Origin of the sequence: Pseudochryseolinea flava (assembly GCF_003286915.1) — a bacterium.
Lineage (GTDB): Bacteria > Bacteroidota > Bacteroidia > Cytophagales > Cyclobacteriaceae > Ohtaekwangia > Ohtaekwangia flava.
Genome location: NZ_QMFY01000001.1, coordinates 380,498 through 406,673, shown reverse-complemented (window position 1 = coordinate 406,673; position 26,176 = coordinate 380,498). Strand labels below are relative to the sequence as shown.

Here is a 26,176-nt window from a genome sequence, read left to right as displayed (position 1 = left end):
ATTAGTTCAGGTGAGCTTTTATTTTTATACAGGCCAATGTGCCGGCAGCTTTACCTTCTTTCATAAGATCGTAGAAGGTCACGGGATTTTCATCTGTCCCATTGAATAATTTCAGGCGCTCTTCGGTGAGTTGTGTTCCCATGGATTTTCGAGAAACGACATTACGCGCTTTTATTTGTGCGGCCAGTGCCCTACCGATACCGTCGTCCTCAACTTCAAAGATAATATACTCTTCTTCCGTTTTCACACGCAAAGTGAGCATACCCGCGCACTCTTTATTATACAGGCCGTGCAAGATTGCATTCTCCACATACGGCTGGATGAGCAAAGATGGAATTTGATACGAGTCAAGGTCGAGCTCCTCGTCGTATTCTACTTTAAAATCGAATTTCTCATCGAAGCGTAACATTTCAAGACAGATGTATTCTTGAAGCATGTCGAGTTCTTCTTTTGCCGATACGGTTTCTGCCACCGAGCGCGTCAGCACTGTGCGCATAAGTTTTGAAAACGAAGTGAGATAATTTAATGCGTTGAGTTGATCATTCTTAGTGATGAAGAATTGAATTGAGCTCAATACGTTGAAAATGAAATGTGGGTTCATTACCGATCGCAGCGCCATCATCCGCAATTCGGAGATTTTTTTGTTTGCTTCGGTAAGCGCTTTGTTTTGTTGGTTCTTACTCGTGATGTCGTCAGCAAAAACACTCACGCCTGCGACTTTTCCACGCTCTATGATTGGGCTAAGCGAAAATCGATAGTCCGTTCCCTGAATAGTTTCTTCTATGGATACAATTTCGCCTGCCATCGCACGCATATAACGCTCTGTCCATTTTTTCGCGAGCGCTGCATCAAAGTAATTACGGTGATCCATACCGGTGTATACTTTGAATTTGAATCTACCTTCGTTGTATCGTTTGAAAGGTTCATTGTAAGAGAGCAACTTGAAGTTATCATCCACCGACCAGATCATGATTTCCGTGTTGTTAATCGTAGCGTGCATGTTTGCGCGCTCTTTCTCTAGTCGCTCTTCTTCAATTTTACGTTCGATATATACTTGAAGCATTTGTACAATCGTCGTCAACAAGTCTCGTTCTTCCTTAAAGAATGGTCCCTCGTATTCATTCGGAGTTTCTTTGAGATAAACAATTTGTAGCGATCCGATCACTTGGTCATCGATCTTGATCACACCCGATTGTTGAAAGCGTGTGTCTTCAAAATTTGCAGTTTCGAAATACTGGTCGAATACGGTAAGCCGTGCGGCGCAGAGTTCCGGATATTGCCATCCATTCGGAAGCAGTGCGGGAAATGTCGCGAATACTTCTGGCATAGATTTACCAGATGTGGTTAATAGTTGGCTGACACTATATAAGGTGCGAAGTTCTTTTATTCTTTCGTTTAATGAATAGTTTGCACTTCGTTGTGCTGTGATGTCACTTGCGAACGAGAGTATCGTTTCGAGCTCGCCGGATTCGTCACGTAGGAAAGAATAATACCACAAACAATTTTTCACCTCACCCGACTTGGTCACGGTTCGTAATTCCATAAGATCGGCCTCGCTTTTTGTGTCGATGGCCGCCATCATCGCACGCATGGAAAAATCCAAGTCACGTGTGTCAATGAGAAAGTCCATTGGTCGTTTTCCCATCACTTCATCGGCGGACCATCCGAACAAATCTTGTGCGCGACGATTCCAAAAGATGATGTTAAAGTTTTTATCACGTTCAATGACCGCCAGCGGCGTGTTGTTGATATGGAAACTCAAGCGATCATAAGCTCTTTTCAATTCTCGTTCTGTGCTTCGCTGTAGTTCTAAGTTCTTTACCGCAAGTTCTTGAATGAGATGTTCGTTTCTTCTTTCCTGTCGCTCCAAAAGTTGTTTTAGAAAGATGAATGCAGCCGCAATCAGAGAGAGCGATAATATCGTTCGGAAATTGTTGTAGTAGTAGGATGTTTCATGAAGCCCCACCTGCGTATATCCTACACCCAATGCCTCTAAAATTTTGTCGTAGAAGATGGCGCAAAATGCCGGAACAGAAGCTGCGATGGTTAACAGTATTCTTTCCGAAAGATTAAAAACCAAGAACGGAAAAAAAGAAAATGCTACTTGGAATAATCGCAATCCGACATACTGAGAACTTTCTGCTACTCGAAGATGAGTGAATAGAATTTTGACATCGATTAAAAGAATCATGGCAGGGGCCCAACAAATCAATATGCGGCTTACGGTGGTAGCGCCGACGTGATTAAGCAGGATCAACACGGCGAATAAGATCGTTTCGAAAATTAAGGGGAAGAAAAACCAATTTTGCAACTCACCGTTGAGGTAGCGAAATATGATGATAAGGATCATACAGCTAATCAAACCCAACGCAATAAAGTTGGTCAATTGAATGTTGCGTCTCTGACGTATAGACGTGGCGTGCGTTACGCCAACATTAATGAGCTTAGGAAATAACTTACGCACGGTGCAAATATTTGGGATTATGAAGGTACATTTTTTACGGCAGTAGTGAGAAAAAAATCAACATTTGAGTCATTGACTTTTCAGAAAAGTTGGCGTCAATATCATATCGCGACGGAGTGTACTCAAACTATTAAGCGTTGCTGCCGTATAAAACGACATGAAAAGACGGCAATTTGTTAGTTCCCTTGCGGCGTGGATCCTTCTCGCGCTCAGGCAAACCATAGTTTTCGAAGTGCAATTCTTTAGGTGCGACCGTAGGGTTTAGAACGTTCAATCGTTGCAGATCGTTGAGCATTTTGCTACCTGCCAACAAGATAAAACCTAACGGAAGGGTAAAACCCATTTTTAGCGTATGGTCCTCAATGAGGTAGCTTGCCAATAAGGAAAGCGGAACCAATCAATAAGATAATTTCAACCAGTATTATAAACAGCGACTTCAACGTTGTCCTTCGCGGAAGACAACTGGCTATTTACATTTTGTTCATGACGATAGTAAGCTATGAATTGATGCGAACTATTCTATATGCACATCGATGTAAAAGTTCTCGTCGTCAACATCGAACTCTTCAAGTCCCACATTCTTCAATGTCATGGTTTTCCATTCAGGTGTCGGGAAGATGAATGCAAAACGTCCTTCAGCCTGAGTCGCTTTTACGGGCATGCGAAAGTTCTTCACGTCAGCCTCCCATCGGTACTTCACTTGTAGGTTGTTACCGATTTCCTTTAGCTCAATTTGTAATCGAGGGATGTCCACAAAATGGAGGTACTGATCGAAAAAATAGGTGTAATCTGTCTTTGTTTCTTGGTTGATAAAGGTAATGAGTTCTTGTGCAGTAATAGTCTTGTATTTAAAACGGTCCATGATACCGTGAAGCAATCTAATCCATCTACTGTCATTGTCCAGGATATTTCGAAACGTGTGAAGCATCAAGCTCGCTTTGCTATACATATCGCCAATGTTGTAGTGGATATGATTTACACCGTATACACCTGTTACAGGTTCCTCTCCAATCACGGCATCCATTTGATCGAGCATTGAAACGTTCGCGTCTTCTCTTCCGAACCAATCCTCAATGATGATCGTTTCGGCATACGTTGCAAACGCTTCATGAATCCACATGTCGGCAATATCTTTCGTTGTGATGGCATTACCCCACCACTCGTGCGCAGATTCATGCCACATCAGTGGATGTGTATCCGAAGAATTTTCTGCGGTAATTTTTCCGATGCATACACCGCTTTGGTGCTCCATTGGATAAAGACTTTCAACCAGCGTAAACCCATCACGTGGGAATGGATATTTTCCGAAATATTTTTCGAATGTTCTCAACATCGGTATAACCTGCTTAAACATTCTTTTTGCTCGCGTTAGATTGTAAGGCATCACATAGTAGTCGATGGTGAGGGTGTCGCCACTAATATAATGATCGGAGAAGTGCACATATTTACCAATGCTGAAGGTGGCGTTGTAATTATTAATAGGATAGCTCACAAACCATTCGTAGCGGGTGTGGTTATTCGGCATAGGGCTTTTGCGTATAAGCCTACCGTTAGAAATTTCTGTGAACTCCGCTGGAACGGTGATCCATATCTTCATGCTGTCGGGCTCATCTGATTGATGATCTTTGTTTGGCCACCACAGACTTGCGCCAGATCCTTGACATACGACTTGCAGCCACGGATTTCCCAACGAATCTTGATCCCATAAAATGCCTCCATGCATCGGAATATTAAAATCAGGAACTTGTGGAATTCCTTCGTAATAGACCGTGATCTCAGATTGTTCTCCGATTGTAAATGGTTTTGGGAAGTCAACGAACACTGCATTGTATGCTCTTTCGAAAGCAAGTGTTTTACCCCTGTGCTCGATACGATTGATCTTCATGTTTTCATATAGGTCGATCTGCATACGGGTGAATGGTGTGATGGTTTTGAACCGAATTGTGTTACTACCTTTCACAGCATGCTCGTCAAGATCAATTACAACGTCAAGGTGATAGAAATTTACGTCATAACATGTTCGCATGGGTGTAAGTTTCCCACGTAATGTATCTGCGCGTGTAAAACCGTTGATGCGATTTGAAATTGGTTTGCTGTGTTGTTTTGTCGAGTCTACGTTAGGTAGACGTCCGATGTCGTTTCTTCGAATGGAATCCATCTTCTCTGATTTGATGTAATTGTAATTTTCCCAGAATTTTTCATCGAAGTCAGACCCAATAAAAGATTTCATCGAGCCTTCAAGCTTGCCAATGTCTCCTGTAGTAATGGGTTCGGGATTTTCCGTCTTTAAATCAGTCATGATCAGGTCCATGTCTGCGCGCCACAAACGATCTTGCCATCCTCTTCGTCTACTGTCAACCAACATTTCCCAATGACGTGTCACGCGGTTTAGATACCATTTTCCTTGATGCTCCTGATAAGCAATAGTGTATTGAAATTTATCGTATTCAAGTGAGGCGCCAACTACTTTCGACATGATCGCGTAAGCAACACCTTTATCTTTACGACTCACCATTCGTCGGCCGCGCGATGTCAACTCAAAATTATAGCGCATCACTGCCAAAGACTTCTCATCGAGAAATACTTTTGTACGGAGGTATCCCTTTCTGGCTTTTGGCTTTGGCACAATGTCGATCACGATGATATTTCTCGTACCTTCATTTATTGTCTCGACATAATCATAGTCGTAGTGACGAAAGTTGCTAGGATTGAATGGGCTGTTTTTTGCTTCGCGATATTTGATTAAGTCTTCAGATAGGCTCCCGCGCGCGCCATTTGAAATTCCACTGATCCAATAGTATAGTTGAGCTTCTTTCCCAAAGTCGATAGATTTCTTTCGGCCTTTTAAAATGCGAATTTGATCGTTTAATTTTTCACTTGCTTTGAATGGCCTGTATATGTCCAAAACTGCTTCGTTGAAATTTAGTTCGAAATCTCCCAATACAATTTGCTCGCGGTAAAATGCAGTGAATTGAACGGCGGAAGTGTCATAATTTTGTGGTATGTGCTGCAACGCGTCTTTGATAATGTCAAGTCCTGATTGCACATTTACGTTGACCGCGGCTAACGTTACCACTGCGGGTTGAAGTTCGATGTTCAATGTTTGCCTGTCTACATGTTGGGTGGTATTAAGCGTTGTGTAGCCGATGCAAGAGATTTGCAATGTATCCGGTAAGTCCGATTGTTGGATTTTGAAAACAAATTCCCCTTCGGCGTTCGTTGCTGTTCCTGCGCCGGACTTCTTCAAATACAAATTCGCGAAGGGAAGTCCTTTTTTTGTTTGCGCATCAAGAATACGACCTGTTATCGTTACATATTTTTCTTGCCCGTACATCGAGCGGCTACAGACGAAAGCAATGAGGCATAAAATAATGATACGTTTCATTTGATTTTTTTTGAACCAAAGAACCGTACTGGCTGATTGTAAATCTTCTCAAATCATGATTTGAGAGGAAGTTTTATGCGATGTGAGTGGTTTTTGCTGCGTGCGAAATCATGTATTCACGAGGCGTCATACCTGTCGTGCTTTTAAATACCCGCTGAAAAGTCGCTTGGGAATTGAATCCCGCGTCAATTGCCATTCCTGAAATCGTTAAATGTTGATTGTCGGGATTGATAAGGCGATCACGTACATCCTTTACACGGTAACTGTTAACAAAATCGTTGAAATTGACTTGGCTATGTTGGTTGAGCACGGTAGAAATTATTTTCACATGGATACCCGTATGAGACGAGACCTTATGGATGGTAAGGTCCGGATCGAGGTAAAGCTTTTCCACTTCCATACAGTTAATCAACCGCGATAGGTAGGCCGCTACTTTGTTATCATCGACGGCATTCGAACGCGCCGCTGTCGTTAATTTTGACGAGATCATTTTTACCTTGTGAAATCCGTAGAAAACGATCCAATAACTAAACACGACCAGAGCAAGTTCTATCGGGTAATAGTGCGAGCCGAATGAAACTTCGAATACATCAGGCGCAAGAACTGTAATAGGCCAGGCTACCGCAAGGATGCCCATGCTTATCATTAATGACATGATCCAATTTGATGTGATCTGCTTTTCCTTTGTGTTCAGCTTTGCTGCATGATTTTGTTTGTATTTTTTAAACTTTAAGATTGTTACTACATAGTAAGATACAAACACGATTACACTGAGTGGCTCTGCGTAAAACCAAACGATATTCACTAGCTGCATCGATGTTACGTCGCTTATGATAATTTTATTGATCCACAAGATGTGATATGCAATAATTCCGAGACGGGAGACGAACTGAAACAGTGGGATTGAATAGTGCAGGAATATTTGCTTCCTCGAAAAGTAAATTTCTGCATCGACTAGTTTGCAAACATACAAGTATAAACTGGGCCCGATCAAATAGATGACGATGAATCCAAACATGTCGAAGAAGAGAAAGTGTTGGTCAAGGCCGGAACTCCAGTTAAATGTTTCAAAACCATTGTAGGCAAAAGCAAAGACGAACGCCGCGAGAAATTTATGACCGGGATGTCGTTTCTGAAATAGCAGGACGATTGTGAATATGAGCGCTTGGAGCGCGCCAAAAAGAATGAGCAGGTTTATCCAAGTGAAATTAAGTTGCATAGGTTGGTGGTCGGTATCTGAAAATATCAAAGACAATGCCAAAGGGCCTATAAATGTTTTGTCTCGTGGCACTAATTCGATTTGATTTGCGTTCAAAGCAATATGAACGCCACGACACCTTCAAGTATATTCGATACCCGCCAAGAAATAGCGAATGCGATTAGCCACGGTATCGGTGCCCTATTTTCTATTGCAGCGCTCGTGTTGCTCATCGTGGTCAGTGCTATTCATGGAACCGCGTGGCACGTTGCCGGTTTCTCAATATTCGGTGCGACCATGATTATTCTTTACATGTCGTCGACACTCTATCACGCACTTACGAATGATCGTGCTAAACACCTCTTTAGAAAATTTGATCACATGTCAATTTTCTTGCTCATTGCCGGAACGTATACACCATTTTGTCTTACGGTGTTGAACAACTGGATTGGATGGACTGTATTAGGAATTGTATGGTCATGCGCCGCAGCTGGAATTGTTGTCAAAGCGTTTCATACAGGGAAATATGAAAAGCTTTCGACGTTCCTTTATGTAATGATGGGGTGGATTATTCTCCCTGCAATTAAACCACTGTATGATGCCGTTCCGTTTTGGACTTTTATTTTGTTAATGGCAGGTGGCGCCTTTTATACGATGGGCACATACTTCTTTTTGAAAGATCAAAAACGATATTACCATAGCATTTGGCATTTGTTTGTTCTCGCAGGAACCGTCTCACATTTTTTTTCGGTATTGCTACTGATATAATTTTTTCTTCTTACAAGGCTGGAAGCAAGTGCGTTCGCAGCAGCGCATAAGGCACTTGACTCCTTTCACCATAGTTTCCTCCTGTTAGTAAAATTACTGCGCGCTTTTCGGGGATAATACAAAGAACTTGACCGCCGTTACCCTGTGCTTGAAATGTGTAAAAAATCTCACCTTGTATCGACCATTCGCGGATCCACCACTGATAACCGTAGAACTGTTTTGGATCTTGTGGATACGCGATTTGCTTTGAAGTAGATTTTTTGATCCATGCTTTCGAAATAATTTGTCGACCATTCCATGCTCCACTATCAAGAAATAGTTTACCTATCTTCATGATGTCGCGTGGGTAGAGATGTAAACCAAAACCAGCATTGGGATGACCATTTCTGTTCATGCGCCATCCATAGTCGTCGATTTGTAGTGGAGCAAAAAGAAATCTCTCTGCAAATTCGTGCGCATATGATCCAGATGTGTGGTGTATAACACCGGCGAGCAAATCAGAGTTACCACTGCTATAATTGAAAAGCGTTCCGGGTGTAGCGACGTATTTTTTCTCAAGTGTGTAGCGAAACCCATCGTCGCTTTCGCTAAGTTTTGCTTCATCGTTTCGAGGATCGTCATCAGGAAAACGCGTTTGGTCCCACTGTAGTCCTGCCGACATACTGAGAATGTGATTGAGCTGAATCGTTTCTTTCGCTTCAGTTCTTAGATCGCCATACTCAGAGAAGATGTCGAATATCTTGACTTCGTCGTTTTTTAGATAGTTTTGATCAATGGCAATTCCAATCAATGCGGAGGTTACGCTTTTCGTGGCTGACCGCAGACTTTGAAATCTATTTCGGTGCCATCCGCCGAAATAGCTCTCTACGACAAGTTTGTTGTTTTTAAGGATGAGAATGCTATGAATGTTGCGCGAATCTGTTTGCAATTGTGCAATCAATTCTCGAATCCGCTGACCGTCGACTCCTTCATCATCCATCGATGCCACGGCTAAGCCATCCTGCAAAAACGGCGGGGTTGCGAGATTTTCTTCGCGTGAGGGAACGCCGTCATCATCGCCAAGCAGCACCGAGTCGCAAGATGTGAACGCAATAACGCTTATGAATGCAATTGAGATAATTTTCATTATCGGAAATTAAAAGTGAATCCTGTTCTGATTTCGTTTCGATAAAGCCGTGCGGCTTCGATTGTATTATTCCTGATATAGCCAAATTGATATATTGTTGACCATCGGGTCAATCTTGTCAGCGGATGTTGATACGCGATCTCTAGAGAATATGTATTGGCGAAACAGAGTTCGCTGTCGCGAAATAGAACGTCGAGTACATTTTCATTTTCTTTTTGAGGTTCATGGAGCCCACCATCAAGTATGATTCTGTTGCATAGACCGACCGTTGGAATTGATAGTTGAACGGTAAGCAATTTTGACTTCGGAAGTGCGATCGTATTTACGATTTCAAGGTGCAGTGCATTGATGGTAAGAACGTCTTCATTGTCCAGCGCCGGAGATTCAAAATAATTTACGTCGGTGCTGAACTTTGCGCCAAGCATGAGATTGATTTGCCGATTAGCGATTCGATAATGCGTGATTGAACGGACGTGATCGATCTTGATTGCACCGTGAAGAAGTGTGGCAGGAATGTCAGGTTTTGCCTTTAGGTTTGATTGAAGAACTTTGAATGATGCACGGGTGCGTCGATGGGAATTTGTATTTGCGTATTGAATAGAAACAGGAATGCCGTTGCCAGCGAATAAAAAGTTGTCAAACGCGAGCCCTTCGTTGATGGTACGTGTATGGGCTATCCCGAAGTCAATTGAGATGGATCCCATGTTTTTTTCAAGGTCAACGTCAATTTGTGCCGACACGACATGGGGCGATAGTAGAAAGATGATAGCCAACGGTTTCAGAATCATAGCTTAAAATAGTGAATTCCATGAAGAAGCATTGCAAGAATTTATTTTTTCAAACAAGTTCTTTTTTTGTCACATTTGGATCAGGCTATTTGTCTAGTGTTGAAAAGTATGACTATGGACGCGGCATATCGAAAGCTACTCACCTATTCGTATAATATTTTAGGTTCTTTTGAAGATGCGAAAGATGCCGTTCAAGACGTGATGGAGAAATACATCCACCTCGATAAAAGTAAGATCGACAACGAAGTGCATTATCTCACGAGAATGGTAATCAATCACTCCATCAATGTTAAGGGACGCCTTAAGAAAAGTACTCAGTATGGTGTTTGGTTACCCGAACCTGTGTCAACCGAGACAGCGGAAACACAATTGAACCGCGAACAACTCGCCCAATACACATTGCTTGTGCTCATGGAAAAATTGAATCCCAAGGAACGCGCTGTCTACATTCTGCGGGAAGCATTCAATTATTCCCACGAAGAAATTGCTGCGGCAATTGAGATTTCTCCCGATAATGCCAGACAGTTATATGGTCGTGCAAAGAAAGAACTCCAGGATTATACTCCTCAAGATCATCTGAAACATCAACAGAAGCTGTCGGATTACATTGAGGCAGTTGTGAATGCCGATGTGAAAACACTTGAGAACCTTTTGGCTAACGACATCAAAGTAATGGCGGACGGAGGTGCCTCTGTTCGTGTAGTGGCCGATGTCGCTATCGGTCGCGATGCTACGCTTCATATGCTTCAACATGTGTATGCACTTTTTCTCGAAGGTAAAAAATATACGTTTATGATGATCAATCATCAGCCAGCCATTTGTTTTTGGCAGAATAATCGTCTCTATAATTGTCAAGTATTTTCGTTCGATGACGAAGGCAAAGTAGATTCGATCTATTCGATAGTAGATCCTGAAAAATTAAAACTGATCAAAACAACATAAACTTGTCACGTTCGTGGCGGACTTATTTGTCTTTATACAAAAAATATGAAGACACTTTTGAGGATCGATTCGAGCATCAGACATATTGGCTCCATTAGCCGAGATTTAGGTGATCACTTTGTTTCGCACTGGTTGAAGAAATTTCCGGGAGCGCGCGTCATTACCCGCGACTTGCAAAGTGAGCAAGTTCCGCACTTGTCCCAAGCGACGGTACAAGCGTTCTTTTCTGGGTTGGATAATGATGAACTAGCCTTGTCGAATGGGTTGATCAATGAACTACTTGCGTGCGATGATATTTTGATCACGTGCCCGATGTACAATTTCCAAATCCCGTCGTCATTGAAATCCTACTTGGATCATGTGGTTCGTGTGAACAAGACGTTCTCTTACAATGATGGACAATATATGGGATTGTTGCGCGATAAGTCTTCCTACCTGATCACAACAATGGGTGGAAAAAAAGATGACATCACACAAGATGAAAATTTCGAACATTACTTGAGAGGCATCCTTGCTTTCATCGGCTTGTCGAATACGAATATATTTTGTGCGGATGGTACCACTAATCCTGAATACCTAAGCCAAACGCTGCCGCTGCTTAAACAAAGAATAACGAAAATAATTTAATTACTATGAATACAACAGAACAGGTAAAAGATGCAATTGCAACTTTTGTTAAAGCGGGCGATACAAATGATGTTTCATTGCTTGAACATATCTTGCATCCACAGTTTCATAATGTTCAGGATGGATTTTTCAATGAGCATGGTATCTTCATTTTTTCAAAAGAAGATTACAAGGCGCTCGTAGGATCGAAACGATTCGGCGGCGCACCGCGAACGATTCAATTTGATTCTGTGAATATTGATGGAAATCTTGCCTATGCGACAGTACAATTAGAAAGTTCTCGCCTGAAATTCAATTCGACGATAAACTTGTGCCATACGAACGGTCAATGGAAAGTTATTCATAACATTCCAAGGATTGTGCCGAAGTAGATCCGGTTTTGAAAGTTGCCCGTGAATGTCGAGGCAACTTCATGATGTGCCTATATTTGGAGTGGCTTGCTTGCAAACGCTTGTACTGTTCGGTATACTGCTAACTTATATTAAATTCGAAAATAGAAAGCAGATTCGCCTATGAACGATTCAAGAGACCATGACAAACGTATTGCAACGATGACATTCGCATCGGTGTATCCCATGTACATCCAGAAGGTAGAGAAGAAAGGAAGATCGAAAGAGGAGTTGCATGAAGTCATTACCTGGCTTACAGGATTTGATGACAAAAAGTTAAAAGAGCTAGTTTCTAAAAAGGTGACGTTCGCGGAATTTTTTGAACAAGCGTCGATCAATCGTCATGCAAATCTTATTACGGGTGTCATCTGTGGATATCGTGTTGAAGAGATCAAGAATCCATTAACGCAACAAGTCAGATATTTGGATAAGCTTGTGGATGAATTGGCGAAAGGTAAAAAAATGGAGAAGATTTTACGAAGCGCGTAAGGTCATTGTAGACAATGTGTTCGTCAGAGAAATGAATGTCGTATGCGAAGTATATAAAAATTATTTTTTTCTGGGCGCTTTCGAAATTTGAATGCGCCGACGCGGGGTAGTACAAACCGTTTCTATGAGCATCCCCTGTTGATTAACTTCGATTATTTGAAAAAGTTTCTCGCCTCGGAACGGCACGAATAAAAAGTAAATACCTCTTATTTTATACACACCATCAATTTGAGGAAAAGGATCGCCTTCAAATGCTGCATTTTTTTTTGCTGGATACGCGATTGTTTTCACATCCGAATCGTCGGAGCCTACAAGGGCTGCTGCATCGATCATCAAACTGTTTGTTGTTAGCAACGTGATGATTTCTTTTTCGAATGATTTTTGTCTTTTCGTTGGCGATGGTTTGAGAAAAATTTCCTTGTTCACGCCGTACGCTGTTTTTATCTCAAAGGTCAATACACTATCGCCTTGAATGATGCCGAGGTATAGTTCACCTTTAATTGAATCAGGTAACGTCTCAGGCGTTGATGACAGGGCATAGAGCTCCGCGCCGGCAAGTGGCTTTCTAAAAATGCTGTCATGCCGCATGGTATAGGAGATGGTGTTACCTTCGAATTTTCCAAGCCACTGTTCTTTTCCTGCATCAAAAAAATATAGCGTGTCTGCGGATTTATGCATAATTGTTCTGCCGCAATCTCGGTTCGTCTTCCCGGAAGATTGAATCCAAAGGTTTTGTGCGGCCAGGTTAGTAGCCACCCCTATGATGACGAAGAAGAGTAGTGACAGTCGTTTCATTTGTTTGCGTTATGAGCTTTTGAGGACCAATATAATAACGTTTTTACATCAAATGGTCATCATAGATTAAACGCGGATCATCATTCATTTGGAGGCGAGTAAGAATGTCTGGTTGCCATTTCCATAAATCCATAACCACAACCAGTTTTTTTGACCATACTAATATCGACAAAATGTGTATCCGGTGCTCGTGCCTCGCTACTAACATTCGTCGGTTAGAAAGATGATTTTGTATGGATGCGGCCCATCTTCATATGCAATTGCCTTTTTTACAGGCTTTAGAACTCTATATTGATTTGGCTAGAAGGGTCGTTATTCAAAAAGAGTTTCCTGGATGCATTTGCAATGTTCACCGAAGATAGTTTTATTTGATTCTGAAATGAGAAGGAAATGGCCCGTGAATTTTTAAACGAGTTTGAAGAACTGGTGTTGACCAGTGTTGCAGTCTTGGAAGATGACGCATATGGCGCGGCCATTACGTTGGAGTTGGAGAAGTGGCTTGAACGTAAAGTAACGCTTAGCGCGGTGCACGTGTCTTTGTATAAGTTAGAAGACAAAGGCTACCTCAAATCAAAAGTTGGTGGCGCGACAAATGAACGCGGGGGAAGGAGTAAACGGATCTACACGATTACCAATGCTGGAACAGCCGTGTTAAGAGCCATGCGTGAAAAGCGTGTTGAGCTTTGGGGAATGATGCCGCAATTTAAAACGATCTGATGCATGAAGGAATATCCGACGTTAGCAGAAAGAATTATCCGCGCGATTTGTCCCGATCACTTGGTTGATCAGATAGAAGGTGATTTAATTGAACTTTATCATCACGATGTAAAAGATATCGGTATGCGGAAGGCTAAGTGGCGACTACTCTTGAATGCGTTGCGCTTTTTCAGGCCAGGGATACTCTTCAGAAATCGATTCTCGAACCCTTTATCACACACGCATATGTTAGCAAATTATACGAAGATCACCTTTCGCGTCATGGCGCGGACCAAAACGTTTTCTGCAATAAACATTTCCGGCCTTGCTTTAGGATTTACCAGTGCCTTACTTTTATTTCTTTGGATACAATTCGAATTCAGTTTCGAACAATTTCACACCAATAAAGATCGCCTTTACATTGCTTGGAATAGGTCATTTGAAAATGGCCAAATTAATTGCTGGAACACAACCCCACGTGTATTGGCGCCAACATTACAAAACGAATTCGCTGGAGTCGATCATGCGGTGAGCTTTGCGCAATGGGAAGGTACGCAACGGTTCAAAGTTGGCGATAAGAAAATGTTAAAGACTAGCGGTGTTTATACAGATCCTGCATTTCTAAAAATGCTTTCATTCCCATTGATAAAAGGTAATGCTGAGTCTGCATTAGAGCACCCTCAATCGATCGTGATTACCGAGGATTTTGCGTATGACCTTTTCGGCGATGACGAAGCTTTCGGTGAAATGATAACAGTAAGTGAAGGTGAATATACTTTCGAATTAAAGGTGACAGGCGTTCTTAAAAAACTACCGCGCAACACGGCGTTTAATTTTGATTACATTATACCCTTCGCATTCCTGGAAAGCGTTTCAGGTGTGGATGAATTTTGGGGAAATAATTCAGTGACAACACTGGTGATGACGAAAGAAGGTATTGACGAAAGCCAACTTGCCGAGGAAATTAAGGATGTAGAAAAAAAGCACTTCAAAGATGGTCAGCATATTGAAATATTCTTGCACCCACTCCTCAAGAGCCGGTTGTATTCTGGATTTGAGAACGGCGTTCAAACCGGTGGAAAAATTGATGAATTGAAAGTGATCGGCATTCTCGCCGTATGTTTAGTGCTCATCGGATGTATTAATTTCGTCAACCTGAGTACGGCACGCGCGCAGAAAAGAGCAAAGGAAATATCGGTTCGAAAAGTAACTGGCGCGGTTAGACGATCGCTGATCATGCAGTTTATTGTTGAGTCCATTATCATGTGTTCGCTTGCAGCCTCATTGTCTCTCGTTTTATCGTATCTATTACTTCCATGGTTCAATATCATGATGTACGAGCAGCTTAGTTTCCAAGAAGCACCGATTTGGTTTTGGGGCTGCTTTGCTGCTGCTGTGCTGAGTGTTGGATTGGTTGCCGGAGGTTATCCTGCTTTTTATCTTTCTTCCCTTAGTGCTATTCGTGTTTTTAAGTTCAGTGGTTCTGGAAAAATGAATCAATTGATGCGTAGCGGTCTTGTCGTTGTGCAGTTCGGTTTTGCAATCATGCTCATGGTTGGTGCTACTGTTGTATTTAGGCAATCACAATTTCTCCGTGCAATGGATCAAGGGTATGATACGAATCGACTCGCGTACGTTCCCATCACAGGCGACATGCTCAAGAATTTTACTGCCTTTAAGAACGAATTATTGACACAAGGATTCGCAACTTCAGTCACACGTACGAGCACACCTTTTACAGAACAGTGGAGCAGTACAGGTGGTATGCAATGGGCGGGCAAGAACCCTGAAGAGCGTACAAATATAGAAAGAATTGTGGTGGATGAAGAAATCGTCTCGACGTCATCGCTCACGCTGATCGCCGGTAGAGACCTGGATCTTGATAAGTTCCCCAGCGATTCGAATGCCGTTGTAATTAACGAAAGTGCATGGCGATTGATGAACTTTGAAAATCCTATCGGTGAAACAATAAAAGATAACGGCAAGGATTGGAAGATTGTCGGCGTCGTGAAAGATTTCGTTTTTGTATCACCGTTCATGAGGAAGTCGCCGGTCGTGTTGTTTGGATGTGAGTTCAGCGAAGCGCTGTCATTTGTTTATATTAAACTTGATGATACCAAATCTCTCGCTGAATTAAAGAATGGTCTCGAGAAGATACATCGTCAGTATAATGTTGATTATCCCTTTGAACTACATTTTGCTGATCTGGAATATGCTCAGAAGTTCGAAATTCTTGATTCTATGAAGATGGTTTCCGCAGCAGCGACATTGTTGGCTATTTTCATTGCCAGTATCGGTCTGCTTGGTATGGCGATGTACATGATTGAAGTGAAGAAAAAAGAAATCGGTATTCGTAAAGTGTTGGGCGGATCGGTGTACAGCATTATCAAGATGTTGAGCATTTCGTCATTGAAGCCAATCGCGATCTCTGTTCTAATATTTGCACCACTAGCGTGGCTTGCCATGACTGCTTGGCTTGAATTGTTTCCCTATCGGATAGATCTTGAAGTTTGGATTTTTGTATTGGCAACAATTCTCATTCTTTTTGTCGCCTTATTTACCGTGACGACGCAAACTGCAAAGGCGGCATACGACAATCCCGTGAATAGTTTGAAGAGTGAATGATAAGTAATGCTGCCTCATGGTTAGCGCGATCTAAAACGTAAGGGCAAAACGTTATTTATTCATGTGGCATGTTTAAACGTACTGCACGGGCAAACTAATAAGTGTATTGTATCTGTTTATCTTTCTGATTCTAATCCAGCAACGTTTTAGCGGCACTAGCGTTTTATTCATCGGAACTTTCATTTAACACTTAATGTGTGTTTGGCTTAAATTGAATGTTCTATTATAATTTGTTTGTGCGCAACACGATGCTCGCACATTTTACCCTTGAACGAAAGTAGCGCACGTTACCGATGCTAATCTATCAACCGCACCCAGCTCTCAAACCGTACGTAAGGTATTACTGGTCGTTGGACATCTATGCCGCCGGCGCATCGATGCTAAATCTTCAGGTGATGGCCGACCGTTATCCAAGAATTGTTATTCAATGTTTAAACGGCAAGAATGCTCTTCATAGCGCTCACTACAGTTGTCTCTATGCCGCAAGTTTGAAAGGCATCACATCGAAACCAGCATTCTTTCAAATGGAGCCTACCTATTCGCACCTTGCTGTTTCGTTTTTCTCACATGGTGTCAAAGCATTATTTGGAATCGACGGCCATGAAACGCTCGACGCTGTGATGGAGTTGAAACATTTTTTTCCAGATGATGTCACAGAAAGAATCATGGCTGCGCGAGATACGCGTTCGCGGATTGCGATTTTGGAAGCGTGTTTGCTGAAACGCCTTTATGCACTGAAGTCAATCGATGCCCGGGTAGTGAATTTTTTGAATCTTTGCCCAAGCGTGAACTATGGCAAACTGTTGAAGAATTATGGCATTAGTGAACGGCAGTTCGAACGTAAGTTTCTGCAGTCTATCGGGTTTACGCCTTCGTATTATAAGCGAGTTGTTCGTTTCGAGCGAGCGCTTTCTCGCATTCAACGCGGAAACTATCAAACACTTTCAAATTTAGCCTACGAATTAGGCTATTCCGACCAATCACACTTCAATCGTGAGTTCAAACAATTTTCTGGCTTAACGCCTTTGCTTTTAGGTGCAAAAAATGAGCTTGTTGCCGAAAGCGGATCACTCCTCGCAGGGTGACGATGTCGGATTTATTCTATACTTCTTTCCTGCCTTTTTTTTGTTTTACAGCATCTGAATTTTTTACAGCATAGCCTGCGATCGAGCATAATGCGCGGATGCTTTCCTGCGAAGAACAATTTAACGGACACTCAAAAAACAAAACGATGATGAAATGCACTGCAATGATCTTGCTATCAATTGTGGCGAGTATTAAAATTTCTTATTCACAATCCATGAAGACAAGCACTATGAAAAACGTAACAGAATTTAAAGTTAGTATCCCACAGTCAGACATTGATGATTTGAAAGCACGCTTGAAGAATGTGCGGTGGCCCGGGGAAGAACAAGGATCTGACTGGACTTTTGGCACAAGCGAAATCTATTTGAAGAAACTTGTAAACTACTGGGCAACAACTTTCGACTGGCGTAAGCAAGAAGCGACGCTGAACAAATACCCGCAATACATTGCCGTAGTAGACGGAGTAAAAATTCATTTTCAATACATAAAGGGTAGTGGTAAAAATAGCAAGCCACTCATTCTTACACATGGCTGGCCTGATAGCTACTATCGCTTTCATAAAATTATTCCGCAGCTTACAACAGGTGAGCAGAGCTTTGATCTAGTGATTCCCTCGATTCCTGGTTTCGGATTCTCCGAAAAAAAATCATTGACAACCGAAGCGGTAGCAGATCTCTGGAAGAAGTTGATGACTGAAAATCTTGGTTACACGAAATTCTACGCTGCAGGCGGTGATGTAGGTATGGGCGTTACGAAAGCATTAGCGTCAAAATATGCTGATGTCGTTGCAGGTGTTCACTTCACAGATATCGGCTACCCCATGGGACAGGAAGATCCTACTACAATGAGTGAGGATGAAAAACAATTTGCTCAATTCGTACAACAATGGTGGTATACGGAAGGAGCTTATGCGATGGTTCAAGCAACGAAACCTCAATCATTGGCATATGGTTTAAACGAATCTCCAACGGGATTAGCAGCATGGATCGTTAGCTTTGGCGCGGCCGGTGCCACACCTGATATTTTAGAGAATGCGTTCGGTGGCAAAGACGAATTGTTGACGAACATCTCAATCTATTGGTTCACACAAACGATCGGTACCTCAATGCGAATGTATAAGGCAGATGCAATAGCGCAGTGGAGCGGTACACCACCACTACAGAAGTCGAATGTGCCCGCAGGCATTGCTGTGTTTCCGAGAGAAGCACAGTTCCCAAAAGAGTGGGCAGAGCGATTTGTGAATGTTGTTAGCTATACAAAAATGAAAGAAGGAGGACATTTTGCAGCACTTGAGGTTCCTGATGTATTTGCAGCCGAGTTGAAGAAATTCTTTTTCACCCTGAAGTAAGGGATGAATACGCGTATGAAGTATAGACGTTAATAAAGGAATATGAGAAAATTGATATTCGTCGTTCATACATCCATAGATGGATTTGTCGCTGGTGAAGCCGGTGAATTTGATGAACTAACACAAAGTCCGGAGAATCTGGACTTCGTGTGTTCTCTCACCGATGACGCCGACGCTCTTTTAGCTGGACGTGTTTCGTTTCAAATGTTAGACACCTACTGGCCGACAGCGCACCTTAATCAAAATGCTTCAAGCAGTGAAGTGAGATATTCGAATTGGTATAACAGTGCCAACAAAATCGTGTTGTCAAATTCTTTACGTCAAGAACAGGCTCGTGGTATCACCGTGATATCCGATCACATCGTTGAAAATGTTAACGCCCTGAAGAACAAAACAGGGAAAAATATCTTGATGTTCGGCAGCCCGTCGGTCTATAAACTACTCGCAGGACTTAACGTCATTGATGAATACTGCATTATTATGTACCCGGTATTGCTAGGCAACGGGATTTCGTTGTTCGACAAACCACAAGATGTAAAGCGGATGAAGCTTTTGAATTCAACTCGTTTTTCGCAAGGCGAAATTGCTGTTCACTATAGTATCGGAACTTAGAAAATGCTATTTAGCATATTCCTTAAACTTAGAAACGATATGAGTGAGAATGTTAAGAAGTATAACGTCGGTGCAATTGTATCTGCAGACATAACTGTCCCCAATGCAGGTGAACTCAAAGATTTTTACACGCAAGTAATTGGATGGACACCCGGTGAACTAAAAATGGGCGAACAACAGTCGTATGTGGATTACATCATGAAGGACTCAGCGGGAAGTTGGGTAGCAGGCGTTTGTCATGCACAAGGTGGCAACATGGGCATTCCACCACAGTGGATTGTTTACATCAATGTTGATAGTGTGAAGGACAGTGTTGAAAAATGTAAGCGTCTTGGTGGTAAGATTATCAAAGAAGTATTTGATGCCAATGGTAATCACGTGTATGCTATGCTTCAGGACCCTGTTGGCGCCGTTATCGCGGTTACACACGTAGTACAATAATTTGTTTCATGCGTAGAATAATATATGTAAACATCACTTGTGCGTTATTCATCTTTTGTCTCGGTGCAAACGCGCAAGTTGATTTTCCGAATCCAAGTCCAATGCAGACGATCATTCAAGATTTCGGCATGGCGAAGATTAAGTTGCAGTATTCCCGACCGGGCGTAAAGGGCAGAAAGATGATCGGCTATGTCGAACCTTTCGATTCGGTATGGCGGACAGGTGCAAATGCAGCAACAAAGATCACATTCTTTGATGCTGTGGAAATTGAAGGATGTAAAATCGACTCTGGTAGATACGTACTCTACACAATCCCATCAAAGAAGACCTGGACTGTTATCATTAATAAGGGCGTGCAAAACTGGGGTTCCGATGGCTATAGCATAAGCGATGATGTGTGTAGGGTTCAAACCAACAAACAAGATTCTAAACTTTTTAGAGAGACACTTACATTTGAGTTTAATAATGTTAAAGCGGAACGCTGTGACCTTGTGCTAAGCTGGGAAGATTGGTCGATTACGATACCAATCAAAACGGATATTACTAACAAACTTCGCGCGCAGATCGAATCGGATTTGAAAAACACAAATCCCAATTACTGGTATGCTGCTCAGTTTTATTATGAGTACGATCACAAACCAATGGTTGCATTGGAGATGATTAATAAAGCCATTGAAGGATGGGAGAAAGTAAACGGTAAGCCTTATTGGCAACATTACTACAAAGCGAAAATATTGAAAGACTTGGGGCGAGGGAAGGAAGCGCTAGTTTCTGCGAAGTTGTCATTGCAACAAGCAAAGGAACATCACAATAGGAATAACTACGTTAAGTTGAACGAAAATTTAATTAAATCTTTGGAGTAATTGCCCAGTGTCGATGAAGGAGCGGTTGCGTCGCGCGCTTTCATGAGGGAGTGAACGTATGGTTTGGTTAAAACGCAGCCTTGCGTTTAGTCGGATTTCAAGAACGATCAACGCCATAAACTAATCTTGGCGGTTACATCATGTTGATTACTGCGATTTATGGCTATTCTTAATAAATTATAAAATAGCCCTATGTTGAAAAAGCACTTTCTCTACGCAGTTGTTTGCATGCTCCTTGTCCAGTTTAGCTGCAGCGATGATTCAAAATCAGATCCTGAGCCAGAACCTGCCGGCACAACGGTTACAAAAGATGGTGGATCACTCGAGTCTTCCGATAAAAATATTTCCGTGGAAATCCCTGCGGGCGCCGTTGGTGAATCGGTGAATATAGAGGTGAAGGAATCAGTAAGTGACCTTACGAATGGTGTGGGAAAAATATATTCACTCACTTCGCAGGAATTCTTGAAGCCCGTAACCCTTGAGTTGAAGTACACTGACGCTGATGTAGCGGCTAAAAAATCACATCCCGAATTACTTCGTTTGATGACACGTCCATCTTCTGCCGATGCCTGGCAAGTGGTCGATGGTTTTACAATTGATAAGGAAGATAAAACCTTAAGTGCACAAGTCGATCATTTTAGCGATTGGACAATTATCGCTGTTGACGGGACATTAAATTTTTCTGTTGATGGCGTTGATCACGAGAATTTAACACTTGCTGTTTTGCGATCAACGAAGAATCCCAATCCCGCCAGTTTTCGCGCGCAGAATAATGAATTCTATTTTCGTGCGGGTATAGATTCAACAGTGATGGGAAGTGCCTACGAAACACACAGTTCTTACTTAGGTCGAATTACAACATCCAACGGTACGGCTAGTGATACGGTCAATACCGTATTTGTTGAACCCGCGATTAATAACTGCTACTACCGGAAGGATGGATCTTCGCGATGGAGGTTTACTAGGTTTTCGACTACGCCTGGCGAATTAGTCACTGGACATTTTTTGATCACCGCTACTACGCCTAACAATACCAACGCTTGTGATGGGAAAAAGACCGTGACTGGAACTTTTGCTTATGTAGTTCGGTAGAAAAACATGAACGTCAGTAAGAATGAAATGCGTACCTGGTTAACGGTGCGCATTTTTTGTATGTACAAATGCAATTACCGAAGCTTTCTGAACAGCCAATTTAAGACATTTTGGCCGCCAATCGATTAAATGCGTAGCCTCATTGAGGAGAAGGATAGCACGATCACATTCTTCTCGACGAATTTAAACTTGATTGAAATAATAGTCTTATTTTAACTGAGTCTTAGCCATGAGTGGGTCTTGAAATCTGCAATTTTCATATTTATTTTTTTTTCGTTTCTGGTGAACGGCAGTCGCGTATTGGGCCAGACCTACGAGGTTAAAAGAAAATTAAAGGACAGCCTAACAAAAGCAAGGACTTCGGAAGAGAGAGTGGACGCGCTGAACAATCTCGCTTGGGAATATTTCGACTTCGACGACAGTCTTGCCGTTAACTACGCAAAAGAAGCTTTTCAAATTGCGGAAAAGTCGGATTATCGTCGGGGTCTCAAATATGCCTACACCCTATTGGCAATAGGTGAAGATGCATTCGGAAATTACCAGCAAGCGCTGCGTTATTTTCGCCTTTCCAATGAAATCCCTTCGGAAGAATCAATTGATAATACGGTTTACAATTTAACACAGTGGGGAAATGTGTTATCCAACGTTGGTCAATATGATAGTGCCGCGTTAGCATTTGACAATGCCATAGGAATCGCAGCGACAAATAATCTCACTACACGGCTATCCAACATTTACTGCGCTTACGCCAGGCTCTCTACGCAACGATGGCAGAATCAAAAAGCGCTTGAATATTTAAGTCGCGTAAAACAGATCAAGCAAGACTCAACAGCCTATAGTCGAACTGATTTTTATGCGACGTGTACAAAGGTGTACATCAATATCCTCGACTTTGAAAACGCGATGTTATATGCGAATAAGCTGTGTGCAATTACAGCGAAGATCGACGATAACTATCACAAAGGGATGTGTTTTCTTTTCGAAGCAGATCTCGATTATGCAAAGGGTCATTACGAGGATGCGCTTAATCATTGCTTTCGGGCACTTTGGTCATCAAGAATATTTAACTATCATTTACAACGCGCGCAGCTATACTTTAGGATAGGAAAGATCTATCGGAAACTTTCGGACTACGATCTTGCGCAAAGCTTTTATTTTAAGGCTTTAGCAATTACGGAAACTTCGGGATTGCAACCTTTGAATGCGGAACTTTATAATGAAATAGGATGGAATTATAAAGACCTGGGAAATCTTGCATTGGCGACGCAATATGTGGATCGCGCACAAATGATTTTCAATAGTATCCAAGATCAAAAGGGAATTGCCGATAGTCATGGCACACGCGGCGCAGTGCTTTTTTCTGAAAAAAAATATAAGGAATCGATAGAGGAACATCGTAAGGCACTCGTGCTACGCAAGCAGATCAATTTCACGGAGGGTGTAGCCGCGTCTGTTTTTAACCTTGCGCTCAACTATGAAGCATTGGGCGATCTCACCAAAGCACTGCAACTTCAGCACGAATCGCTTCAGCTTAAGCAAAATGTAATTGATAAAAATAGCGTGGCTAATTCCTACTTCGGAATAGCACATGTACTCATGCAGCAAAATCGACTAAACGAAGCGCAAGCGTATCTTGAGAAAGCTGTTTCTCTTTCTCAGATTACAAATTCGAAATTGATTAGAAGAAAGGGTTATCAATATTTTGCTGAATTGTTCGAAAGAAAACATGACTTTCAAGAAGCCGTTGCTTTCAGGAAAAAGTATGAGTCCATTAATGATAGTATTTTCTCGGAAAACATCAGCCGGAAAGTTGCCGACATGCAAGGTCTTTATCAGGTAGAGCGAAAGGAAAAAGAGATTGAGTTACTGAATAGTCAAAAGGCATTAGATGAAAGCCGTATCTTATCGCAAGATGCTCGAATCAGAAACCAAACCATTATAATTTTTATCGGGTCGTTGCTCCTTGTGTTGGTTGTGTTCGTGAGCGCTTATGTGATCAAACTCAATCGGCGATTGGTATTAGCGCGACAGGAACAAGGACAGTTGAATGACCAATTAAATACGCACACCATAGAGTTGCGTGAGACAAATGAGTCGTTGTCGACGCTCAATAAGAAATTATCCGAAAAGCAAGAAGAGATTTTGGTACAAACAGAAGCGCTGTCTAAATCAAATGAAGCGCTGGTGCTATTAAATGCGGACATTCAGCAAAAGCAGGTAGAGATTTCTAGCCAGGCGGCGGAATTGAAAGATGCCAACGATTTTATTACCCAGATGAACAAGACGCTTGAGGAAAAAGTAGCCGAGAGAACATCTCAATTGCGTCAGGCCTATCTTGAACTTGACACTTTCTTCTACCGATCGTCGCATGACTTTCGAAGACCATTGACCACATTTATGGGTTTGGCAGAAGTAGCAAAGATTACGGTTAAAGACGATAACGCTATCGAACTTTTTGAAAAAGTGAAAGAGACCGCTCAGGGATTAGATAAGATGTTGAAGAAATTGCAGTCGATCAGCGACCTGGGTTCACAAGATTTGATTTATAAGGAAGTTGTTATCCGCGAAGTCATTTCTAAAATCATGGTGGAATTTCAAGAGGAAGTCGATCGAAAAAAAATAAAGTTGACGCTAGAAGAAACATCACATCATACGCAGTTTTATTCATATCCCGCACTGGTACGTGTGATTATTGAAAATCTGATCGAGAACGCAATACATTTTTCAACAACCGAGGCCCCATATATCAAGATCACGACGAGGGTAGAAAATGACTTTATTGTTATTAAAGTTGAAGATAATGGGCAGGGTATTGCTGAAGAATTCCAGCCGCGCGTATTCGATATGTATTTCCGTGCGAACGCATCCTCGAAAGGTAACGGCCTCGGCTTGTATATTGCGAGCAAAGCTACTTCTCGACTTAATGGTTATATCACGCTTCATTCAATCGTCAATGTCGCCACAACCTTTACCGTTAGGTTGCCATTAACCAATAAGAATTTAAATCAAGTTAGTGGAGTGTGAGGAAATTTATCTTGCCACCAAGAAATCACGAAGCCCCGTTTCTTAGCGAACCTTAGTGGCCTTGAGACTTTGTAATAAGATTTAGCATCATTGGACGAGGTTCGTGTTCCATTGCGTTTTTTTTCGGCGGCAATCCTTCGCTTGGGTGAGGAGCATACAATGGCTTAACGAATCTATTCATCGAATAGCTTAGTCCATCTTTTCTTCCACAACTCGTCCGCGCATAATCCGCTCCCGATGCTGCATGCCCCAGCTGCTCAATTCATTCAGCACGCTCTTCAATGTTCGGCTGTAGTCTGTCGCTTCGTAGATGATTGTGACAGGCGTAGTAGCATATACGTTGCGAGTAATGAATTCATTCTGTCCCAAATCTTTTAATTCTTGCGCCAGTATTTTCGGAGAGATGCCGGTCATCTCGTGCTGTATTTCGTTGAAGCGCTTCGGCGATTGCATCAAACATAAAATCAACGGCAACTTCCACTTGCCACCCAGTACGTACAGCGCGTCGAAAACATATTTCAATGAACTGTTACATTCTTCTTTGCTCGCGAGTTTAAGATCATCCATGGAGCAAAGGTACACACTTTCCTAAACGTAAGCGCTTTCCTTTAGGTAAGTACTATCCTTTGCATAGCTGCTGTGCATAATTTTGTCATCACAAATTGAAACGAAACAAACTATCTGATAATGAAAAAGATTCTTCATTTGCTTTCAAGCATCCAAGGCAATAATGCATACAGCACAAAACTCAGCAACGCCATCGTCGAGAAGGTGATCGCGAAATATCCTGGCAGTACCGTCGAGAGGGTGGACCTGGTGGAGAAAGAACTCCCACACCTTAATGCCGCTACATTACAATCGATGTTTACACCTGAAGAAGAACTGACGTCAGCAGGAAAAGCAGCATTACGATATTCGGACGAAGCGGTGCAACAACTCATGGCATCTGACATTATCGTGATCGGTGCGCCGCTCTATAACTTTTCAGTACACAGTGCGCTGAAATCGTGGATGGATCACATTACACGCGCAGGTATTACGTTCGCATATAGTGAGCATGGTCCGGTGGGAAAATTAATGGGTAAGAAAGTGTATGTGGCGATGTCTTCCGGCGGCGTATATTCGGAAGGTCCTGCGAAAGGGTATGACTTTGTAGCGCCTTACTTGACAACATTCTTTAGCTTCCTCGGCATAACGGACGTATCCGTATTTAGAGCCGAGGGTTTGAAGGTGACGGGAATTAAAGAGCAGGGATTTGAAAGGGGCGTAGCAAGTATTGTGATTGACTGAACGGGCGTGGTTTAAGTAGCCCATAAGATGGAAATCGCACAGAGACATTGAAGGTGCTGTATATCCCTTTTTTCGGGGATTTTATTTATCTGGTTTTTGATTGAAATTTGCATACCCTAATTCCATTG

At 42.2% G+C, this 26,176-nt stretch carries 22 protein-coding genes; 15 read left to right on the top strand and 7 right to left on the bottom strand.

From position 1 onward, the window contains the following. Position 1: 1 nt before the first annotated feature. The 3 genes from DQQ10_RS01820 to DQQ10_RS01805 form a co-directional block, all read right to left on the bottom strand. Positions 2 to 2,464, bottom strand: coding sequence for a PAS domain S-box protein (locus tag DQQ10_RS01820; protein ID WP_112745087.1), 2,463 nt, complete (start codon positions 2,462 to 2,464; stop codon positions 2 to 4). 514 nt (positions 2,465 to 2,978) lie between these two features. Further along, positions 2,979 to 5,849 (bottom strand): M1 family aminopeptidase, encoded by a 2,871-nt coding sequence (locus DQQ10_RS01810; RefSeq protein ID WP_112745085.1) that lies wholly within the window; start codon positions 5,847 to 5,849, stop codon positions 2,979 to 2,981. Between the two features lie 73 nt (positions 5,850 to 5,922). Continuing rightward, the gene (locus DQQ10_RS01805; RefSeq protein WP_112745084.1) at positions 5,923 to 7,068 is read right to left on the bottom strand and encodes a helix-turn-helix transcriptional regulator; all 1,146 of its coding nucleotides are present in this window, start codon (positions 7,066 to 7,068) and stop codon (positions 5,923 to 5,925) included. 102 nt (positions 7,069 to 7,170) lie between these two features. Between DQQ10_RS01805 and trhA the strand changes: the two genes are divergently transcribed. Next, positions 7,171 to 7,815: a PAQR family membrane homeostasis protein TrhA gene (trhA, locus tag DQQ10_RS01800; protein ID WP_112745083.1), complete on the top strand. Its 645-nt coding sequence runs from the start codon at positions 7,171 to 7,173 to the stop codon at positions 7,813 to 7,815. A gap of 10 nt (positions 7,816 to 7,825) precedes the next feature. On the opposite strand, the gene DQQ10_RS01795 is transcribed toward trhA, so the two are convergent. Then, entirely contained in the window at positions 7,826 to 8,941 is a 1,116-nt protein-coding gene (locus DQQ10_RS01795; RefSeq protein ID WP_112745082.1) for a serine hydrolase domain-containing protein, read from the bottom strand. Then, entirely contained in the window at positions 8,941 to 9,729 is a 789-nt protein-coding gene (locus DQQ10_RS01790) for a hypothetical protein (protein ID WP_112745081.1), read from the bottom strand. Before DQQ10_RS01790 ends, DQQ10_RS01795 begins: the two co-directional genes overlap by 1 nt. A gap of 114 nt (positions 9,730 to 9,843) precedes the next feature. Between DQQ10_RS01790 and DQQ10_RS01785 the strand changes: the two genes are divergently transcribed. The 4 genes from DQQ10_RS01785 (at position 9,844) to DQQ10_RS01770 (ending at position 12,176) form a co-directional block, all read left to right on the top strand. Then, positions 9,844 to 10,671: a sigma-70 family RNA polymerase sigma factor gene (locus tag DQQ10_RS01785; RefSeq protein WP_165823768.1), complete on the top strand. Its 828-nt coding sequence runs from the start codon at positions 9,844 to 9,846 to the stop codon at positions 10,669 to 10,671. 45 nt (positions 10,672 to 10,716) lie between these two features. Continuing rightward, on the top strand, positions 10,717 to 11,298 hold the full coding sequence (locus DQQ10_RS01780; RefSeq protein ID WP_112745079.1) for an FMN-dependent NADH-azoreductase: 582 nt from the start codon (positions 10,717 to 10,719) through the stop codon (positions 11,296 to 11,298). A 5-nt stretch (positions 11,299 to 11,303) separates the two neighbouring features. Continuing rightward, positions 11,304 to 11,669 (top strand): nuclear transport factor 2 family protein, encoded by a 366-nt coding sequence (locus DQQ10_RS01775; protein ID WP_112745078.1) that lies wholly within the window; start codon positions 11,304 to 11,306, stop codon positions 11,667 to 11,669. A gap of 141 nt (positions 11,670 to 11,810) precedes the next feature. Next, complete coding sequence (locus tag DQQ10_RS01770; RefSeq protein ID WP_112745077.1) at positions 11,811 to 12,176, top strand: DUF2200 domain-containing protein; 366 nt, start codon at positions 11,811 to 11,813, stop codon at positions 12,174 to 12,176. Positions 12,177 to 12,236: 60 nt separating this feature from the next. On the opposite strand, the gene DQQ10_RS01765 is transcribed toward DQQ10_RS01770, so the two are convergent. Continuing rightward, positions 12,237 to 12,971: a hypothetical protein gene (locus DQQ10_RS01765; protein WP_133259504.1), complete on the bottom strand. Its 735-nt coding sequence runs from the start codon at positions 12,969 to 12,971 to the stop codon at positions 12,237 to 12,239. 390 nt (positions 12,972 to 13,361) lie between these two features. Here DQQ10_RS01765 and DQQ10_RS01760 point away from each other — a divergent pair, with 390 nt between their 5' ends. The 9 genes from DQQ10_RS01760 (at position 13,362) to DQQ10_RS01720 (ending at position 24,758) form a co-directional block, all read left to right on the top strand. Further along, positions 13,362 to 13,688 (top strand): PadR family transcriptional regulator, encoded by a 327-nt coding sequence (locus DQQ10_RS01760; protein ID WP_112745075.1) that lies wholly within the window; start codon positions 13,362 to 13,364, stop codon positions 13,686 to 13,688. A 3-nt stretch (positions 13,689 to 13,691) separates the two neighbouring features. Further along, positions 13,692 to 16,292 (top strand): ABC transporter permease, encoded by a 2,601-nt coding sequence (locus DQQ10_RS01755; protein ID WP_112745074.1) that lies wholly within the window; start codon positions 13,692 to 13,694, stop codon positions 16,290 to 16,292. A 293-nt stretch (positions 16,293 to 16,585) separates the two neighbouring features. After that, positions 16,586 to 17,377 carry a helix-turn-helix domain-containing protein gene (locus DQQ10_RS01750; protein ID WP_112745073.1) on the top strand — a complete coding sequence of 264 codons (792 nt, stop codon included), beginning with the start codon at positions 16,586 to 16,588 and terminating at the stop codon, positions 17,375 to 17,377. A 230-nt stretch (positions 17,378 to 17,607) separates the two neighbouring features. Continuing rightward, complete coding sequence (locus tag DQQ10_RS01745; RefSeq protein ID WP_112745725.1) at positions 17,608 to 18,726, top strand: epoxide hydrolase family protein; 1,119 nt, start codon at positions 17,608 to 17,610, stop codon at positions 18,724 to 18,726. Between the two features lie 42 nt (positions 18,727 to 18,768). Beyond that, positions 18,769 to 19,338: a dihydrofolate reductase family protein gene (locus DQQ10_RS01740; RefSeq protein WP_112745072.1), complete on the top strand. Its 570-nt coding sequence runs from the start codon at positions 18,769 to 18,771 to the stop codon at positions 19,336 to 19,338. Between the two features lie 39 nt (positions 19,339 to 19,377). Then, a complete protein-coding gene (locus DQQ10_RS01735) occupies positions 19,378 to 19,779 on the top strand; it encodes a VOC family protein (RefSeq protein WP_112745071.1) in 402 nt (133 codons plus the stop codon). 8 nt (positions 19,780 to 19,787) lie between these two features. Then, on the top strand, positions 19,788 to 20,642 hold the full coding sequence (locus DQQ10_RS01730) for a DUF2911 domain-containing protein (RefSeq protein WP_112745070.1): 855 nt from the start codon (positions 19,788 to 19,790) through the stop codon (positions 20,640 to 20,642). A 192-nt stretch (positions 20,643 to 20,834) separates the two neighbouring features. Further along, on the top strand, positions 20,835 to 21,734 hold the full coding sequence (locus DQQ10_RS01725; protein WP_112745069.1) for a hypothetical protein: 900 nt from the start codon (positions 20,835 to 20,837) through the stop codon (positions 21,732 to 21,734). A gap of 240 nt (positions 21,735 to 21,974) precedes the next feature. Beyond that, positions 21,975 to 24,758, top strand: coding sequence for a tetratricopeptide repeat protein (locus tag DQQ10_RS01720; RefSeq protein ID WP_112745068.1), 2,784 nt, complete (start codon positions 21,975 to 21,977; stop codon positions 24,756 to 24,758). 189 nt (positions 24,759 to 24,947) lie between these two features. Here DQQ10_RS01720 and DQQ10_RS01715 read toward each other — a convergent pair whose 3' ends face one another. Next, positions 24,948 to 25,325, bottom strand: coding sequence for a winged helix-turn-helix transcriptional regulator (locus tag DQQ10_RS01715; protein WP_112745067.1), 378 nt, complete (start codon positions 25,323 to 25,325; stop codon positions 24,948 to 24,950). Between the two features lie 120 nt (positions 25,326 to 25,445). Here DQQ10_RS01715 and DQQ10_RS01710 point away from each other — a divergent pair, with 120 nt between their 5' ends. Further along, positions 25,446 to 26,048, top strand: a complete 603-nt coding sequence (locus DQQ10_RS01710) for an FMN-dependent NADH-azoreductase (RefSeq protein WP_112745066.1) — start codon at positions 25,446 to 25,448, stop codon at positions 26,046 to 26,048. Positions 26,049 to 26,176: the final 128 nt, after the last annotated feature.

Coding starts and splice junctions, on each gene's coding strand:
- DQQ10_RS01810 (WP_112745085.1), bottom strand. CDS start 5,849: ATGAAACGTATCATTATTTTATGCCTCATTGCTTTCGTCTGTAGCCGC.
- DQQ10_RS01805 (WP_112745084.1), bottom strand. CDS start 7,068: ATGCAACTTAATTTCACTTGGATAAACCTGCTCATTCTTTTTGGCGCG.
- trhA (WP_112745083.1), top strand. CDS start 7,171: ATGAACGCCACGACACCTTCAAGTATATTCGATACCCGCCAAGAAATA.
- DQQ10_RS01795 (WP_112745082.1), bottom strand. CDS start 8,941: ATGAAAATTATCTCAATTGCATTCATAAGCGTTATTGCGTTCACATCT.
- DQQ10_RS01790 (WP_112745081.1), bottom strand. CDS start 9,729: ATGATTCTGAAACCGTTGGCTATCATCTTTCTACTATCGCCCCATGTC.
- DQQ10_RS01785 (WP_165823768.1), top strand. CDS start 9,844: ATGGACGCGGCATATCGAAAGCTACTCACCTATTCGTATAATATTTTA.
- DQQ10_RS01780 (WP_112745079.1), top strand. CDS start 10,717: ATGAAGACACTTTTGAGGATCGATTCGAGCATCAGACATATTGGCTCC.
- DQQ10_RS01775 (WP_112745078.1), top strand. CDS start 11,304: ATGAATACAACAGAACAGGTAAAAGATGCAATTGCAACTTTTGTTAAA.
- DQQ10_RS01770 (WP_112745077.1), top strand. CDS start 11,811: ATGAACGATTCAAGAGACCATGACAAACGTATTGCAACGATGACATTC.
- DQQ10_RS01765 (WP_133259504.1), bottom strand. CDS start 12,971: ATGAAACGACTGTCACTACTCTTCTTCGTCATCATAGGGGTGGCTACT.
- DQQ10_RS01760 (WP_112745075.1), top strand. CDS start 13,362: ATGGCCCGTGAATTTTTAAACGAGTTTGAAGAACTGGTGTTGACCAGT.
- DQQ10_RS01755 (WP_112745074.1), top strand. CDS start 13,692: ATGAAGGAATATCCGACGTTAGCAGAAAGAATTATCCGCGCGATTTGT.
- DQQ10_RS01750 (WP_112745073.1), top strand. CDS start 16,586: ATGCTAATCTATCAACCGCACCCAGCTCTCAAACCGTACGTAAGGTAT.
- DQQ10_RS01745 (WP_112745725.1), top strand. CDS start 17,608: ATGAAAAACGTAACAGAATTTAAAGTTAGTATCCCACAGTCAGACATT.
- DQQ10_RS01740 (WP_112745072.1), top strand. CDS start 18,769: ATGAGAAAATTGATATTCGTCGTTCATACATCCATAGATGGATTTGTC.
- DQQ10_RS01735 (WP_112745071.1), top strand. CDS start 19,378: ATGAGTGAGAATGTTAAGAAGTATAACGTCGGTGCAATTGTATCTGCA.
- DQQ10_RS01730 (WP_112745070.1), top strand. CDS start 19,788: ATGCGTAGAATAATATATGTAAACATCACTTGTGCGTTATTCATCTTT.
- DQQ10_RS01725 (WP_112745069.1), top strand. CDS start 20,835: ATGTTGAAAAAGCACTTTCTCTACGCAGTTGTTTGCATGCTCCTTGTC.
- DQQ10_RS01715 (WP_112745067.1), bottom strand. CDS start 25,325: ATGGATGATCTTAAACTCGCGAGCAAAGAAGAATGTAACAGTTCATTG.
- DQQ10_RS01710 (WP_112745066.1), top strand. CDS start 25,446: ATGAAAAAGATTCTTCATTTGCTTTCAAGCATCCAAGGCAATAATGCA.